At 43.3% G+C, this 15,071-nt stretch carries 16 protein-coding genes and 1 pseudogene; 7 read left to right on the top strand and 10 right to left on the bottom strand.

The features are described 5' to 3' along the window. The first annotated feature begins 70 nt into the window (after positions 1 to 70). Positions 71 to 832, top strand: a complete 762-nt coding sequence (locus NST08_RS05355) for an alpha/beta fold hydrolase (protein WP_007131144.1) — start codon at positions 71 to 73, stop codon at positions 830 to 832. Between the two features lie 195 nt (positions 833 to 1,027). Here the strand turns inward: NST08_RS05355 and NST08_RS05350 are convergent, their stop codons facing one another. Both NST08_RS05350 and NST08_RS05345 read right to left on the bottom strand, forming a co-directional pair. Then, entirely contained in the window at positions 1,028 to 1,516 is a 489-nt protein-coding gene (locus NST08_RS05350; protein ID WP_260985845.1) for a GNAT family N-acetyltransferase, read from the bottom strand. Positions 1,517 to 1,711: 195 nt separating this feature from the next. Then, positions 1,712 to 2,221: a DUF4241 domain-containing protein gene (locus NST08_RS05345; RefSeq protein WP_144870926.1), complete on the bottom strand. Its 510-nt coding sequence runs from the start codon at positions 2,219 to 2,221 to the stop codon at positions 1,712 to 1,714. Positions 2,222 to 2,443: 222 nt separating this feature from the next. Here NST08_RS05345 and guaD point away from each other — a divergent pair, with 222 nt between their 5' ends. Beyond that, complete coding sequence (gene guaD / locus NST08_RS05340) at positions 2,444 to 3,808, top strand: guanine deaminase (RefSeq protein ID WP_210095355.1); 1,365 nt, start codon at positions 2,444 to 2,446, stop codon at positions 3,806 to 3,808. A 44-nt stretch (positions 3,809 to 3,852) separates the two neighbouring features. Then, positions 3,853 to 5,205 carry a uracil-xanthine permease family protein gene (locus NST08_RS05335; RefSeq protein ID WP_340901500.1) on the top strand — a complete coding sequence of 451 codons (1,353 nt, stop codon included), beginning with the start codon at positions 3,853 to 3,855 and terminating at the stop codon, positions 5,203 to 5,205. A gap of 261 nt (positions 5,206 to 5,466) precedes the next feature. Here NST08_RS05335 and NST08_RS05330 read toward each other — a convergent pair whose 3' ends face one another. The 3 genes from NST08_RS05330 to NST08_RS05320 form a co-directional block, all read right to left on the bottom strand. Then, positions 5,467 to 6,012 carry a hypothetical protein gene (locus NST08_RS05330; RefSeq protein WP_341034304.1) on the bottom strand — a complete coding sequence of 182 codons (546 nt, stop codon included), beginning with the start codon at positions 6,010 to 6,012 and terminating at the stop codon, positions 5,467 to 5,469. A 180-nt stretch (positions 6,013 to 6,192) separates the two neighbouring features. Beyond that, positions 6,193 to 6,597, bottom strand: coding sequence for an MmcQ/YjbR family DNA-binding protein (locus NST08_RS05325; RefSeq protein WP_340897168.1), 405 nt, complete (start codon positions 6,595 to 6,597; stop codon positions 6,193 to 6,195). 18 nt (positions 6,598 to 6,615) lie between these two features. Next, complete coding sequence (locus NST08_RS05320) at positions 6,616 to 7,311, bottom strand: MerR family DNA-binding transcriptional regulator (RefSeq protein ID WP_213614874.1); 696 nt, start codon at positions 7,309 to 7,311, stop codon at positions 6,616 to 6,618. A 150-nt stretch (positions 7,312 to 7,461) separates the two neighbouring features. Here NST08_RS05320 and NST08_RS05315 point away from each other — a divergent pair, with 150 nt between their 5' ends. Continuing rightward, positions 7,462 to 8,331: an alpha/beta fold hydrolase gene (locus NST08_RS05315; protein ID WP_340897172.1), complete on the top strand. Its 870-nt coding sequence runs from the start codon at positions 7,462 to 7,464 to the stop codon at positions 8,329 to 8,331. Between the two features lie 227 nt (positions 8,332 to 8,558). Here the strand turns inward: NST08_RS05315 and NST08_RS05310 are convergent, their stop codons facing one another. Together NST08_RS05310 and NST08_RS05305 are read right to left on the bottom strand one after the other, a co-directional pair. Beyond that, complete coding sequence (locus NST08_RS05310; RefSeq protein ID WP_340897174.1) at positions 8,559 to 8,984, bottom strand: DUF6157 family protein; 426 nt, start codon at positions 8,982 to 8,984, stop codon at positions 8,559 to 8,561. 211 nt (positions 8,985 to 9,195) lie between these two features. Continuing rightward, on the bottom strand, positions 9,196 to 9,750 hold the full coding sequence (locus NST08_RS05305) for a hypothetical protein (RefSeq protein ID WP_340897176.1): 555 nt from the start codon (positions 9,748 to 9,750) through the stop codon (positions 9,196 to 9,198). Between the two features lie 205 nt (positions 9,751 to 9,955). Here NST08_RS05305 and NST08_RS05300 point away from each other — a divergent pair, with 205 nt between their 5' ends. Further along, positions 9,956 to 11,341, top strand: coding sequence for a helix-turn-helix domain-containing protein (locus NST08_RS05300; protein ID WP_341341554.1), 1,386 nt, complete (start codon positions 9,956 to 9,958; stop codon positions 11,339 to 11,341). 651 nt (positions 11,342 to 11,992) lie between these two features. Then, positions 11,993 to 13,113 (top strand): IS3 family transposase gene (locus NST08_RS05295; RefSeq protein WP_156124786.1). Its coding sequence is split into 2 segments (ribosomal slippage): positions 11,993 to 12,242 and positions 12,242 to 13,113, totalling 1,122 coding nucleotides; the frame shifts between segments, so codons are not numbered across the junction. On the opposite strand, the gene NST08_RS29900 is transcribed toward NST08_RS05295, so the two are convergent. Continuing rightward, the gene (locus tag NST08_RS29900) at positions 13,057 to 13,332 is read right to left on the bottom strand and encodes a C40 family peptidase (RefSeq protein ID WP_445933642.1); all 276 of its coding nucleotides are present in this window, start codon (positions 13,330 to 13,332) and stop codon (positions 13,057 to 13,059) included. The two genes, NST08_RS05295 and NST08_RS29900, sit on opposite strands and share 57 nt — an antisense overlap. A 378-nt stretch (positions 13,333 to 13,710) precedes the next feature. Continuing rightward, positions 13,711 to 14,055, bottom strand: coding sequence for a hypothetical protein (locus NST08_RS05290; protein ID WP_341341553.1), 345 nt, complete (start codon positions 14,053 to 14,055; stop codon positions 13,711 to 13,713). Between the two features lie 53 nt (positions 14,056 to 14,108). Between NST08_RS05290 and NST08_RS05285 the strand changes: the two are divergent. Further along, a pseudogene (locus NST08_RS05285) lies at positions 14,109 to 14,216 on the top strand (putative holin-like toxin); the annotation flags it as partial. Between the two features lie 397 nt (positions 14,217 to 14,613). Here NST08_RS05285 and NST08_RS05280 read toward each other — a convergent pair. Then, a complete protein-coding gene (locus NST08_RS05280) occupies positions 14,614 to 15,060 on the bottom strand; it encodes a contact-dependent growth inhibition system immunity protein (RefSeq protein WP_340897184.1) in 447 nt (148 codons plus the stop codon). Positions 15,061 to 15,071 lie beyond the last annotated feature (11 nt).

Here is a 15,071-nt window from a genome sequence, read left to right as displayed (position 1 = left end):
TGACTTATTCGGGTCCAAATGTTGAGGAAGATGATGTTTCAACGACATTTTATCGAGGAGGATTTATACGATGGGTCTTTACTACGAAGTTCATGGGAGTGGCAGACCAGTTGTATTAATCCATAGCGGCGCTATGGATTCTCGTGATTGGAACTTTATTACGCCAAAGCTAGCTAAGATATTCAAAGTCATCATATACGATGTACGTGGAGCCGGAAGGTCCCCAGTTCCAGAAGCACCAATTGACCATGTTGGGGACTTAAGGCAGCTATTAGCCGAACTTAACATTGACGAAGCTGTACTCATTGGTCATTCCCTAGGAGGTCAAATTGCTGTTGATTTCTCTCTGACCTATCCGAGCATCGTGTCTAAACTCGTATTAATTGCTCCTGGCCTATCCGGGTATCAATTTTCTCCTGAGTATGCTGAACTAGAGAAACAAGCTGCCAAAGCGTTGCCGGACGTCAATAAAATGATTGATCTAACATTGAGCGAACCTTCCTGGAGCATTCCACCAGGAGAAGCCCATGATTTACTACGTGAAATGATGAGACACAACATTCAAAAGACATTTGAATGGAAAACTTACGAAACGGTTTCCTTACCTCCCGCATTAGGAAGGTTGGACGAAATTCAGGCAGAGGCTTTATTATTGATCGGCGAGAATGAATCCAAAGATCTTTTTCGCATAGCTGAGTTATATAATCAAATTCCTAAAATTAAAGTCGTTCGAATACCTGGCGCGAATCATATCATTACCCTGACCCATCCTGACGACATTTGCGAACATATTCTCCATGATTTGAGTCTTCATAAACAGGAAGGTCAATAAATGTAGAAACGAAACTCTTCATTAACAGAAGGCATCCCGCTTTGTCTCCAAACGAAATGTAATCATAAAAAACTGCACCTCCGTTGTTAGTTCTGTCTAACAATTGGGGTGCGGTTTCATTATCACTATCATATGTTTCTGATGCTCACTCTATGGGGTGCTCTCCCCAAGTTGGGGAGAGCCATTGCTCCGCATTTATTTGAACTCTTGCCCGGTTTGCCCGATTTTTCTTTTCATAAATATGGCCACTTCCCCATCTACAACATCATCATTGGTGTAATGAGATAAATCAATGCCTTCGATTTCAAATCCACATTTTCTGTAGAACCTTATAGCATTTACGTTCGTGTTTTGCGTCTCCAGGTTTATTGCTCTTATTCCGTTTCCTTCTGCAAGACGTACTAATTCATCCATCAATTGTTTGCCAACATGCATTCTTCTACAGTCTTCCGAGACTTGGAAATGCCAAATCAAAACGGTATTATTCCACTTTATTTCCTCAGCGATTACGACCCCGATTAATCGAGTACCTATGTATGCTCCTAGTGAATATCCCATGGGGACGATCTTGCTGTAAAGCTCCAAATCATCTTCACTGTCTGTATATTCTTTGTGATACGGTGCTTCAAGCTCTACTAATTGAATGTCGATCGTGGTTCTCTCTTCATTTTCAATTTTGGTCACCTTGTACTTTGCGTTTGAGGAATATCCACACTCCCCAAGTTCAGTTTGTTCTTCGTCCGTGAACCGATGAATCGGTTTAATGCATATAGCTTCTATAGGAATCACCCTTTATAAAAATAATTCGACGGTCCCGCTGCCTAAAGACATGTGCACGTCATGTACAGACTACGATGCATTAGTCGTTGCGGTTGTATCCTAGCTTTTAATAAAAACAATCTTCACGCCTACCACCTGATCCTGCCCATTCACCGCCTTGTACACGCCGTACGCCCCGTCGCCAATGCCGGTACGCGAGACAACGCCTCCCTCGAGAACACCCGCCTCTTCCCCGCTTTCGGTGATATCACAGCAGGCATAATACCATTCCGTATCCGTGCCGTCCGATGATCCTTCCGCATCCGGAATCCGGTATTTGTGAATATCAAAAATCCCAGCCTGTCCGCTGTCCACCCCCGCCACGAAAGGACACTTGATCCACTCCAAGGATGCCCCTTGTTCCGCAACGGACTGATGGTATGCCGTCAGCTTGGCGTTGGCTTCACCCCAGTCCGGGATCTCCGCCTTCTCCACTTCCGAGACCCACGTTCCATTCAATGCAGGCTCCACTACACCCATAATAACGATGCTCGTATCTAGTTCGTAACACGGATCCGCAACAACCAATTGTCCGGAAGTTACTTCAAAATTACCCAGTTGAATGATCAATGAGGATACCTCCCATAACCGCTTGGATTTACATCTATTCTATCATGGGTGCAAAGGAAAGTTTAATGACGCACCAGGATGGTTATCCATCAGGATAGGGTATTACAATCGCTCCTATTCGACATGTATCTACATCTATTCGCCTTTAGGGTATGGACGAATCCTTTTTGAAGGTCTATAATAACAACCACATTCCAAAAAACGAACATTAAGGCGGTAACCATGAGTAAATATATGCAATTATTTCAAGGCACGTCTTTTTCAAGCAAATCGCCCACAGAAATTCAAGTATTACGGGACCATCTGTATTGCATCAATGACGACGGTATGATTGAGCGAATCGTCGCCCCGGAGGACGCCGAGTACGCGTCCTTGCTGGATGCGTATCAAGGCACTGACAAATTTCAACGGTTAGAGGCGGGTCAATATTTCTTGCCTGGTTTTGTCGACTTGCATGTGCATGCGCCGCAGTGGGCCCAATCTGGAACCGCATTAGACATCCCGCTCTACGACTGGTTAAATACGTACACCTTCCCGCTGGAATCGAAATTTTCCGATCTCGAGTTTGCGCGCACGGTTTACGACGATGTGGTCAGCACCTTACTGGCCAACGGAACGACAACGGCTCTTTATTTTGCAACGGTGCATAAGGAAGCCAGCTTGCTGTTAGCCCAAATCTGTGCGAGCAAAGGCCAGCGCGGACTTGTTGGCAAAGTCGTCATGGACGATCCCGAGCAGAATCCGGAATACTATCGCGATGCGGACACATCCACCGCACTTGCGGATACGGAAGAATTTATTATCGCTGTACAGGAATTAGCCAAGACTACAAAACAAGGCGTCTATCCCGTCGTCACCCCACGATTCATTCCAAGCTGCACCGATGAGGGGCTTAGAGGCTTAGGCGAGCTGGCTGCCAAATATGACACCTATGTTCAATCCCACTGCAGCGAAAGCGATTGGGCGCACGGATATGTCAAGAATCGATTCCACAAGAACGATGCCTTTGCGTTACATGATTTTGGCCTGCTGCGGGATAAATCCGTTATGGCGCATTGCAATTTTCTGGAGGATCAGGATGCGGAGTTATTTGCGGACACCGGCACCGCGATTGCCCATTGTCCGATATCCAACGCGTATTTCGCCAACAGCGTCATCCCGGTCGCCCGTTTCCATGCCAAAAATGTCGAGATCGGCCTGGGCTCGGATATCTCCGGCGGCTTCTCGCCAAGCCTCTTCGATAATATTCGACAAGCGGTAATATCCTCGCGGATGCTGGAGGATGGCGTTAACCCTTCCCTTCCTGCCGAAGATCGCGGCGTACCCGATTCGCGCATTACGATCCATCAGGCATTCTATCTGGCAACGGCCGGCGGCGGGGATAGTCTGAGCTTGCCGATCGGTCGTATCCAGGAAGGCTATGCATGGGATGTGCAGGTGATCGATACGAGCATTCCATCCGCCAAGCTGCCGATTTTCGATGAGCATGAGGATGTGCACGATATTTTTCAGAAAATCATGTATTTGGCAAGACCTGAGCATATCCGCGAGGTATGGGTGCAAGGGGACAAGGTCCATTCGCGTTAAGCATGATAGATCAATTAATCTAAACATTCGAGGTGTCCATCGGAGTGAAAACACAAGCAGACAAGCAAAATGACGCACAAACGAATTCACAGCAATTAACGGTTCCGCCCGACGGCAAAATTTCCTTCGGAAAATCCGCCATTCTCGGTTTGCAGCATGTCGTCGCGATGGACGTCTACGTCGTTCCGTTCCTGATTGCCATGTTAATCGGCTTAGCGCCCAATCAGTCCAGCGCCTTAATTCAATCCACGTTTATCGCGGCCGGGCTTGCCACGATCGTGCAGACGTACTTCTGTATGAAGCTGCCGATGGCGCAGGGTCCTTCCTATGTTCCGCTCGGCGCGATTGTCGCCATTTATGCCGCCAGCGGCGGCGGGGAGACGGGCTGGGGCTCGGTGCTGGGTGCCAGCTTGGTTGGTGCTGTTCTCGTGGTGATTTTGGGATATACGGGAATCTTCAATAAAATCGTGAAATCCTTCATCCCGCCGATTGTAGGGGGCACGATTATTTTCATTGTCGGTCTCTCGTTACTGCCGGTTGCCATCCGCGACAATATCTATGGCGCCACGGACGCTGCCATCAATCAGAACGTGCTGCTGGCGCTGATCTCAGCAGGTGCACTCCTTCTATTCGTAGCCCTCGGTTCATTGATGCGAGCGAAAGGCGCGATCTTCCGAGTTACCTCCGTCATGATCGCGTTAATCATCGGATGCATATCGGCTAACTTCATGGGTGTCCTTAATTTCAGCGCTGTCGCAAGCGCCAAGTGGTTCAGCATGCCGCAGCTGCCGTTTAAGGATTTTGGCTTCTCATTTGATCTCTCGGCGATCATCACCATGGTCATCATTTACCTCGTACTCTTGGCGGAAACGACAGGGACATGGTTTGCAATCAGCAACGTCATTGATAAACCGTTAACGGATAAGAACATTAACCGCGGGGTTATTGGCGAAGGGATTAGCTGTCTGATCGCTTCGGTACTCGGTTCAACGCCGGTTACCGGCTATTCCACCAATGCAGGCATTATTTCCATCACGGGCGTAGCCAGTCGCCGGGTCTTCCTTGCGGTAGGCGGATGGTTCGTCCTGTTCGGCTGTTCCGGTAAATTGGCTGCGCTGATCTCCTCGATCCCAACGGCTGTCATCGGCGGCGTATTCGCGATCGTCTGCGGCATCATCTCGATTAACGGAATCCAGGTCATGAAGAACGTAACCATTCGCGAGAAGGAAATGTACATTATCGCCATCCCGATGATTCTGACGTTGGCGCTAGTGCTCATTCCTAAAGATTTCTTATATACGCTTCCTACGTTCGTGCAATATCTATTGGGCTCCCCAATTCTGGCTGCTTCCCTTGCAGCGATTGTGTTGAATAAGTTACTGCCGAGCGCGAAGTAGGTTGTAAAGCGAGGCAAAAACGAGCGGATTATATGTAAGCTAAGCACGTCTGCCCCCAAAGAGGCTGCGTTCATCGCAGACTTTGGGGGTGTTTTTTATAGTTAGGGGATAAACACTTCGTTACACACAAAGTCTAGGAGCTTAGAAGATGCTTGCTGTTTATTAGGTGATGGCAGGTGTTTTATATTTCTGCATGTTGGGCTGGGCAATTCACAAAAGAAAATAAGACCCTGCAACATATAAGCGCAGAGTCTCACCTGTTTATTTCATTTCAATTAGTCTTTTTAGCCATTTAATCGTAATTTCGTCTTTTACCTCTGGATTCATATCTGCAGGAAACTGTAAATATTGTTCTTCCTCTGGCAACTTATGCAGTTGACTCTGAATCGTAGCGTCAGCCGTGCTGTCATTGTAATATTCCGGGAAGCGAAATTCTTGTCCTTGAAGTGACCGATAAACGTGAAAACTGTACTTAATCCCATTCACTTCGCAAAAAGCATGTCCTTGAACTTTCGGATCACACCAGACATGCGTACCCTTCAATTTTTGCAAGGAAAGCATAAACCCATTCTTCTGCGCTTCCGTTAAATGAAAATCTTCCAAATAATACTTCATTGACACTCGATTAAAATTCGTATCGATAATCTGGTAGTTCAGAATTAACTCAGCGCCGCTTTTAAGAACAGGATTGAAATAATCCTCCTGAATCCTCCCCCTATACTTAAACAGTCGGCTCTGGACCAAGTAGTCGATATTGCTATGGTCTAAATTCCGACCAAATGTTAATAAAAATCTTCTCTTTTCCACTTTTATTCCGAACCCCATTTTGGAAGTGAATTTTGATACCGGTCAACATTTCCCTTATGATCTTTCCAATTATCTTTAGTATGATAATGCCACCGAGTGTGATTCTAGATTGAGAAGTATAAGTTATATTAAAACACAATTTAAGGCGCTGGCTAAACGCTTTTGCATTTACACGCAGCACTAAGATTCCGATTCGAAACTCCAACTAGGGCTGTACCCATCCAGAAGCTTCTTTGGTGCACAGGATCTCCACGCTCGTTCGAGATGCTCCAGCAGTTCCTTCGGGTCGACGGCCGAAAGGCGCACAAGCACATACGGAGCGTTGCGGTAATGATCTGTGATGTAATAGACATCGGGATCGAACTGCATCAAGAAGTCCCGCGTTTCGTAGTCCATTCTTAGTACGAGGGTAACCCCATCTTCGTGCAGACGCGCCAATAACTTTCCTTTGATGCGATATGCGGGGGTTCCGTAAGAGGTCCCCTCTTCTACGGCCGGCAAGGATAGAGCAAGATTTCGAACCATATGAAGATGGTCGGACGGTTGAATCGCTCTCCCCCCTATCGTATAGGTATGAAATACCATGATCACCACTTCCTCAACTCATAATTCCCTTATATATTTTATCAATTCTGCGATTCCTTTCATTTGAAGCATTAGTTGATTATTTAAATTTTCCAAAGCCAATTGAAAGGAACGTTCGACTTTATCATAATTTTGGTTGTCCAAATTATTCAATAAACTCTTCATATTTTCAATATAATAAACGGTTTTCCTCAAGCTGCTTATGACCAGGATTTTGCGAAGCTGAGATATCGAGAACAGTCTATAACCGTTTTCATTATTTCTTTCCGAATGGATTAATCCCTCATGTTCCCAATGCCGGATAGCTGAAGTATTTACGCCCGCTATTTGGGCAGCCTCTCCAATACTCATATATTCTTTTAGTTTTACATTTTTATATTTGGTAAAATCGGCATTCTGTATCATCGTAAGTATTTCTTCGACTCGCTGCTTCTCCACTTGAATATGATATTGCTGTTCATTAACTAACCAAAGGGCTTCTTCATATCGTGCATTTTTACTCAGTCTCATGACTTCGTAAACAATAGGGATGTCATATCCTTTCAACAAGGCCCTAATCGTAATAAAAGCTTGGAAGTGTTGCGCTGTATAGAAACGGTGATTACTTTTTGTTCTCGGTACGGCAGGAATGAGATCTAGTTCTTCATACCTTCGCAAAGTTGTGGTGCTGACATTTAAGGTCTTTGCAATTTGTTTAGGGGTATATGTCTCCATCTATTACCTCCTTTTTAAAGTAAGACCTTCAAGTGCTACAATAACATATTTTCCAATAAAGCCCCAATATATAAAGGGCGGGAAATAGAAAACCGAAAGATTGCATGAATGTTATATGATGGTCGTATGAACCGTTTAGGAGTGATAAAAATGGAAAAGAACATAAAACTTACGGATGGAACAGAGCTAAAAGTTGGTCTAGTAGGAAATGCAAACTCTCCCACCATCATGCTTCCGGTTGCTAAAGAATCCGTTTATGGACAGGATGCCGAACACTTAAAGCTGTGGGGAGTAGACCCCGAATTAGGAAAGCATTTTGTTGAGGGACTTATGGACAAGTTCCGGATTCTACACTTCGACTACGAAGGGCACCGTTTACAACATCCGAATCCAGAAAATCTCACCCCTGAAAGCATTGTAAAAGATATACTAACCATTGCTAATGAAATGAACGTTAAGAAGTTTAGCTATTATGGTTACTCTTGGTTGGCTTTGGTTGGATTACAATTAGCTATTCGGACAGACAGACTAGAAAGCTTAATCATGGGTGGCTTTCCGCCAATAGATGGTCCGTATAAAGAAATGATGGTTGTGACAAATAAAACATATAAACAAGCTTTAAGCAATCAAAATGCTTCCGTTGTTGATGAACAAAGCCAAATCAGTCCAGAAAAGGTCGATTGGGATAACATTCAAGTAAAGATCGACACGAATCAAACTAAACAGTTTGTTACAATGTACGAACATTTAATGGAATTTGATGATCGGGAAATTCAACATAAATTAGCTATTCCGAGATTGGCGTTTGCCGGGGAAAAAGACACTATCGTTTATGGAGAAAACTTCGGCAATGTCACAGTTGATATTATCGGTATACTTCAAAACAATAAAGAAGAATTAGAACAGCTTGGATGGGATATAGAAATCCTAAAAGGAAAGGATATGGATCACACCAAAGCCATGCAACCTGCAACGGTTCTGCCATTGATAAAGGCTTGGTTCATTAAACATTTGAAGTAGTTAAAAAATTGTTGGTGATTTTAAAAAACAAGAGGGCAGCCGATCGAGTTCCATCGGCTGCCCTTTTATATGTATAGTTCCATTTTCCAAGATGTTGACCGCTTTGGAAGCCCGTCTGGTTGAGGAATTCTGGTTTCATGGCTTTATAGGCAGCTTCAGCCACGGCCTTATCATCAAATCCAGACCAATAGAAGTCACCTAGACATCGTCGTGGCCGCTGTACCGAATCACTTCTTCTTGTTCCTCATGGCGGCGAGCAGCTTCACCTTTCCGTTCGCCCCTTCCACGAAGCGATGGTAGTCCGGAGATTCTACCGGAACGATCGCGATTTGCCCCTTCGCATTGAAATGGAGACCCCATCCGTATTTTTTCGGGAGCATGGATGCTCTCAAGCATGGTTGCGGCTTCCTAAAAAACGCTTCTCGAATCTGCTCCCTTCTCTCGGCCAGCTCCGCTTCCGGAATGTTCTTGTGCCGGATATGTACTTCGAACAGGAGCTCCTCCTGGGTATAGACGTACGGATGATTCTCAAGCAACTCAAACTCGATGCCCGGCTTGGTTTTTCCGCTTTTCTTGTCCGGAGGCTTCGTTCCGTTCTCTGCGGGGCAATCCGGGGCAACGGTAATAAACGTATCATAGTAATTCCATTCCATCTTCGTTCCTCCTGAACCGATGTATAGCTTCGCTCATCACACATCGAATTTTCTAACATCTATTATAACCCTTTATTCCTGACAGAATCGGTCAGTTATTACGGCAAAGATAGAGCAAGATTTCGAACGAGATCAAGATGGTCGAATGTTGAATCGCTTTCGTCCCGTTATCCTCTATACCGGGTATTACATGGGTTAGAAGTGTTATTGGTTAGAAGATGAAGAACTTTTGATAAACTTCTTCTACATCACATTTATTTTTAGAATTTTGCAGAAGATTATCTAAGAAATCCTTAATGAAACTTTTGACGGTAGATTCAAATATCCCAAGTGATACGTACTCAATTCCAGTTGGATTAATAAATGATATTCCTTCCGAAGAGTAAATTGATTCATTATTCCAAGCAATCTCTATTTTATCGTTAACCCTTCTGAAAAGTACATCAGGCAAAAATGAACCTGCTCTATTTGAAAACCAAGAGTGCTTATACTCCCATTCTTGTTTTGTATCGAACCATGCATCAAACTCATCATCGTTGTCTGATTCAAACAACAGACTATTATTCAAAAGTTCAAGTGAGTTCTGTCCTTCAACAGGGAAGGGGAATGGTTCTTCACTCAAAATATACTTTAAATTTTCGCTAAACCATTCGACAATGTATATCAAATTCCATTGATAGGTAGCTTCGCTATTCAGTCTTTTATATCGACAGACGTCCATGCCACGAACAATTAATTCAAACTTCCCCCATGTTTCACCAGTCAAACTGGTTTCATTAAAAGGATTAACTTCAAACTCATACTGAATAGCAAATGTGTTCTTATCTCCAAAAGTCCTCAGAATTAAGCACCTCACTTGTTTTTAATAGCTTATTGTATTCAAACAAAATAATGGTTGATTAAAGTTACCATCATGCGTTAAATTACTTATATAAGTCATTTCCTAAATTCTGGAATAACGAGGTCGGAGGATGATATTCTTGTTACCTACAGAGGCTACGATCAGTAGGGAGCTATTACGATACCTAGAGAAGGAGCAATTAAGCATCACTTCTTTTGCCAATCGAGCAGGCATTAATTCGGGAACGCTCAGCCGGTTTATCAAGGGACAACAAGCCTTGTCCGTTTCAAGCCTTGATTCCATTACAAGAGCTATGGATGTAGAAGAAGGATTTTTTTATGATCTATATTTAAACGAATTATCCTTGAACTGGCGGCGGCTTGGACCCTTTATCATGCGCTGTGCCGAGCTAGGAAAACTAGACTGCGTCGCACAGGCAGTCGATATGATGATGGATTATCCATCTTACGCTGCACCGCTCTTTGATTGTGCGGAAGAACTATTCCAGCAAGGGAAACGGGAAGCCGCCCTAATCATATACAAAAAAGTGGCTGACGGTGAGAAGTACCAGCACGCCGAGCGGCTTGGCTTGTGCCAATACCGGATTTTTACCTGCTCCTTAAATGAGAACCAGGAGAATAACCTGCACTGCGCCATTCAGTTTGAAGCTTATATCCGGCGAGTCCCCGAAGGCGTGCAATTAGATGCTTTAAAAGACCTGACCAACACGTTATTATCCTTACGCAAATGGAACAAAGCCAAGACGCATGCCCAGGAAATGGGGCGGATCGCAAGAATGTTGTACGCTCAGAAGCATAGCCAAATCAAGACAAACCGGAGACAACTTGAGCCAGTAAAACCATTGTTCGGCTATATTTTGTACTCCGATTTGTTATTAGGTTCGATAGCAGCAGAAAACGCTGATTATGATCTAGCCCTTTACTATTTATCCCGCTACGAGGACCAGAGCTGGATTATCGAAACCGACGAACAGGCTGAACAGACCAAGGAACAGTTTCGGGAATGGGCCAGAGGCAACCGTTATTTGTACCGCCTCATGAAGGGGAATATCGATGTTCTTGAACCGTACATTGAATATATTGCTGCTCACGAGGACGAAATTTTAAAAGCGTTGTTTAAAATCATTCAAGCGGCTAACATGTATCATTTCGAGGTGGATCCCTATCTCGAAAGATTTGAGGAGCTCATTGAAGAGCATCTCCGCCCTGGGGGAATCATCGGCAATTACACCGGACAGATCATCGATGACCGCTTTGCCAATTTCCTGATCGATGTCGGCGACTATTATTTACGGAAGAACAACCTCCTCAAAGGTACGAAGTATCTCTTGGACGGTCTTGAAGTTTCCTATCGCATCAATAATCCGGTCAACATCGTAAGATGCAATACCACGATGGAGCATCTAAGACCCAAATTAAGTCCATCCATTCTTCAACGGTATGGAGCAATTCGGAAGAAAGGGGATTCTTGGTCCAGGAAAAGAAATATTTCTTGAATCACTACCTACGCGGCCTCAAGGTATACTTGAGAAATATGTAACTTCATTTGGATGCTTGAGTGAATAAAACCAGCCGATTCTAATAGAGATTTCAACTGCCCCCCTAATGTTAGACATCATCTAACATTGGGGGGGGCAGTTCACTCGAGGGCCGTGGTTTCTAGCTGAGCCACAGCATCGCCTGCTTAGAGGAAGAGTCTGTGCAAGGGCTGGTAGTATCATTAGGGCTTACGAGTTTTTTGCAGATCGGAATTTGAAAATATACGGCTCTTTCTGCTTTATTTCATGGTCCCCTTAATTTATTACATTTCAAGATTTGGGTTTACTGTTTAGCCTTTAACTTGGAACTAGCGTTTTCCTGAGGTTTTGTGACTAGATCTTGCAATTCATCTTTTGATATTCGTTTCGCGAATAAATAATAATCGTCCCAGCGTTTGTTATCATTTTTATTGATGACATCTGATAATTTCGATATAACGACACCCCCCATTTTACATGAGTGTATCATTTTGTCGTTTCCAATAAAAATAGCGACGTGGGCTATCCTTTCAATGCCTTTTTTTGAATATGGATCGTCTACACTTAGTTGGACAATAAAAATGAGGGCTTGTAGAATAAACCTATCATCCTAAGGAGCGGATCTCTACAATGCCAAAACAACAACGACGTACCTTTACAGCAGAATTCAAAAAACAAATGGTAGAACTCTATGAAAACGGAAAATCCAGAGCAGCGATCGTGGAGGAATATGACCTCACAGCCTCCGCTTTAGACCGCTGGATCAAACAAGCCCAAACAACGGGTTCCTTCAAGGAGAAGGACAATCGCTCCTCCGAAGACAATGAGCTGATTGCCTTGCGAAAGGAGAACCAGCGTCTGAAAATGGAGGTGGATATTTTAAAGCAAGCCGCGCTGATCATGGGACGAAAGTAGCTATCATCCAGAACAACCGTGATAAATACTCGGTATCAGCAATGTGCGACGTCCTGCAAATCGCAAGAAGTACGTTTTACTATGAAGCGAAAGAACAAACGAGCGAAGACGATGTCGCCGAAGCGATTGCGGACATTTTCCATAAGAATCGAAAAGCTTACGGTACACGCAAGATTAAAGTCAAGCTCCAGGAACGTGGTTTCGTCGTCTCCAGACGTCGAATTGGCCGGATCATGAAAGAGCAGGGACTTGTTTCTACGTACACCGTGTCGCAATATAAACCCCTTAAGTCCGCGTGTAATGAAGCGTCTACAGCCAATACGCTGAATCGCGAATTCGATCAAACGGAGGCTAAACGAGTCGTTGTCAGCGATCTGACGTATGTGAAAGTTCAGAACCGGTGGCATTACATTTGTGTACTTATCGACCTGTTCAATCGAGAGATCATCGGCCATAGTGTAGGCCCTCATAAGGATGCCGTGTTGGTTTCTCGTGCCTTTGCAACGGTTCAGGGTGATTTATCTCAGATTCAATGGTTCCATACCGACCGTGGCAGTGAGTTTAAAAATCAAAAGATGGATGCACTTTTGGAGACATTTGAAATTGGCCGATCCCTGAGCATGAAAGGCTGCCCCTACGACAACGCTGTGGCGGAAGCGACCTACAAGATTATGAAAACAGAGTTCGTGAACCAGATGAACTTCCAGAGTCTTCGTCATCTGGAACTGGAATTATACGATTATGTTAACTGGTTTAACAAGCATCGGATTCATGGAACACTAGGATACATGACACCGGTTCAGTATCGCCATGCAGCCCTTAAAAATGCTGTCTGATTTACTGTTGACAATCCAATATCGGGCCCGACTGGTAAAAAACAATAAATCCCCTCTTCGAATATTTTCTTTCTTTATTTTTTTGCCGATCAGGCTCTGCTGCCTGGAAGTACGAGGAAGAATCCCGTCAACTTGACTATAAAGATATTGTACAAATGAGCTGCAATCAAACTCTTTGGTCTGAAACGGCTCAGCCCCCAACCTGTATGGTTTACTCATATGTTTCATTCCAGCAATAATAATTTTTTCATGCGTATTTATTTTTTTTGGCTGTGCCATAAGTTCCTCCCCTCCAGATTCAAAAATAGATCAGCAAATGGTGACATGTACCTTTTTTGCAATGCTACAGATTATTCAAAACCAAACAAAAGGTTTGGTTATTCGTTTATATGCAAATATGCTCTCTAAAAAATGTATTCATTCACCAATAAATTGGCCTATTCGAAAGATAGGAGTCACTAATTTAAACTCCTCGGGAAAATTCTTTACGATCTGATAAAACATCCGGGTCATATGGAATGGACTTCGTGACCGCATATCTAAACAGCGGTTGACAAGATCCTGTATCTTTAAAATAAAAAAGCCGCTATCATGCGGCTATAAAACGCTCAAATCATCCTGAGCAAGAGATAATTCCTTACCATTTTTATTGATAATATAAATTTTCTCCGGAAGACTCTTTAGGCTTTTACCTGTAATAAATAACTCGTGTCCTCCTTCGATTTGATACTTTCTTATATATACTCCTGAACCGATGTCCTCAAAAGAGTATTTGTTGAAATCATCCCAATTCAGTGATACACCCTTTTCAGACAAGCTTTTTAATTCATCTAATAAAATAGCTCCACTTGGCCCTTCTTCCTTAGTGCTCAGGCATGCCGAACAAATAATAAGAATAAGAAAAAATGTTATTGAAAACTTAATGGATTTTACTTTTTTCATTTTCTACCCCATTTCCATTATTTCTGTAAATCATAGGAAGTAAATTATACCGTATTTATGAAAGGGATGATCTGACATTAATGATCCAGTTCGGTTCGCTACTTGTCACGCTTATCGGGCTGGTCGTAACAATTGTCTTAGCATTGAACCAAAACAAAAGAAATAGGCCGCCCGTGGATGGGATAACGACCTATTTCTAGTCCCTCTAACTGCCTACTGCCCTTAGAAGCGGCTGTTGTTAAAGAGTGAGGATGCTAGCTGCATCCTCACTCCACATTATTAATTACATATTGTACCATAATATTACCTGGTATTGTTACTACAGAATAGTCCAAGATTTCCATAAGAACAAAGAGGGCTGTCTATGATAGGCACCCTCCAGCAAAACCATTACCCCCCTCAAGACCTCTTCTAAAGGGGGACGAGCATTTGCATTATCTCCCGCAGTGTGTGATGCGAGACGGGCATCGGTCATTATACCATATGGGTTATGCGTTATAGTTAAATGTAAGGCTCATTCGGCACTGGGTAGCCCCTGCCAAAAATCATATCCTTACATTAATGAATTTTTCTTTCTATCGTTTCAACATAACCTTGGTACGTTTCCTTCTGTTCATCAAACATCCAAACATCTGCTAAATCTATTAAATTCTTTTTTTTAATATTTTCAATCATTCTATTTAATTTATCCTTATGTGTCGAGAGAATTTCCCCACTAACGGACGATAGTTTTTCCATTAGCTCCAGCGAATCAATATCAGCATAGAAAGGAGTATTATTTTCATCAATCCTTTCAATAATTTCATACGTTGCTAAGTTTGTAAAAACATCTTGGCGAATACAGCGAATTAGATCAAAATTTGACAACTCACTTAGACTTTTTTTCGCAATTTCCAGGTGCCATACGGGCAGTGGCATATCGGAAAAATTCGTTGCATTTTGTACTATAACCTCATATTCGTCATCAGATAAAAACTCTTTTAACTTCTTCTTTCTATCGTACATATTTACATAGC

Source organism: Paenibacillus sp. FSL K6-1566, assembly GCF_038050475.1.
Classification (GTDB): Bacteria; Bacillota; Bacilli; order Paenibacillales; family Paenibacillaceae; genus Paenibacillus_AQ; species Paenibacillus_AQ lactis.
Note: the sequence above shows the minus strand (reverse complement) of the source record. Positions and strands in the feature narration are given on the sequence as shown.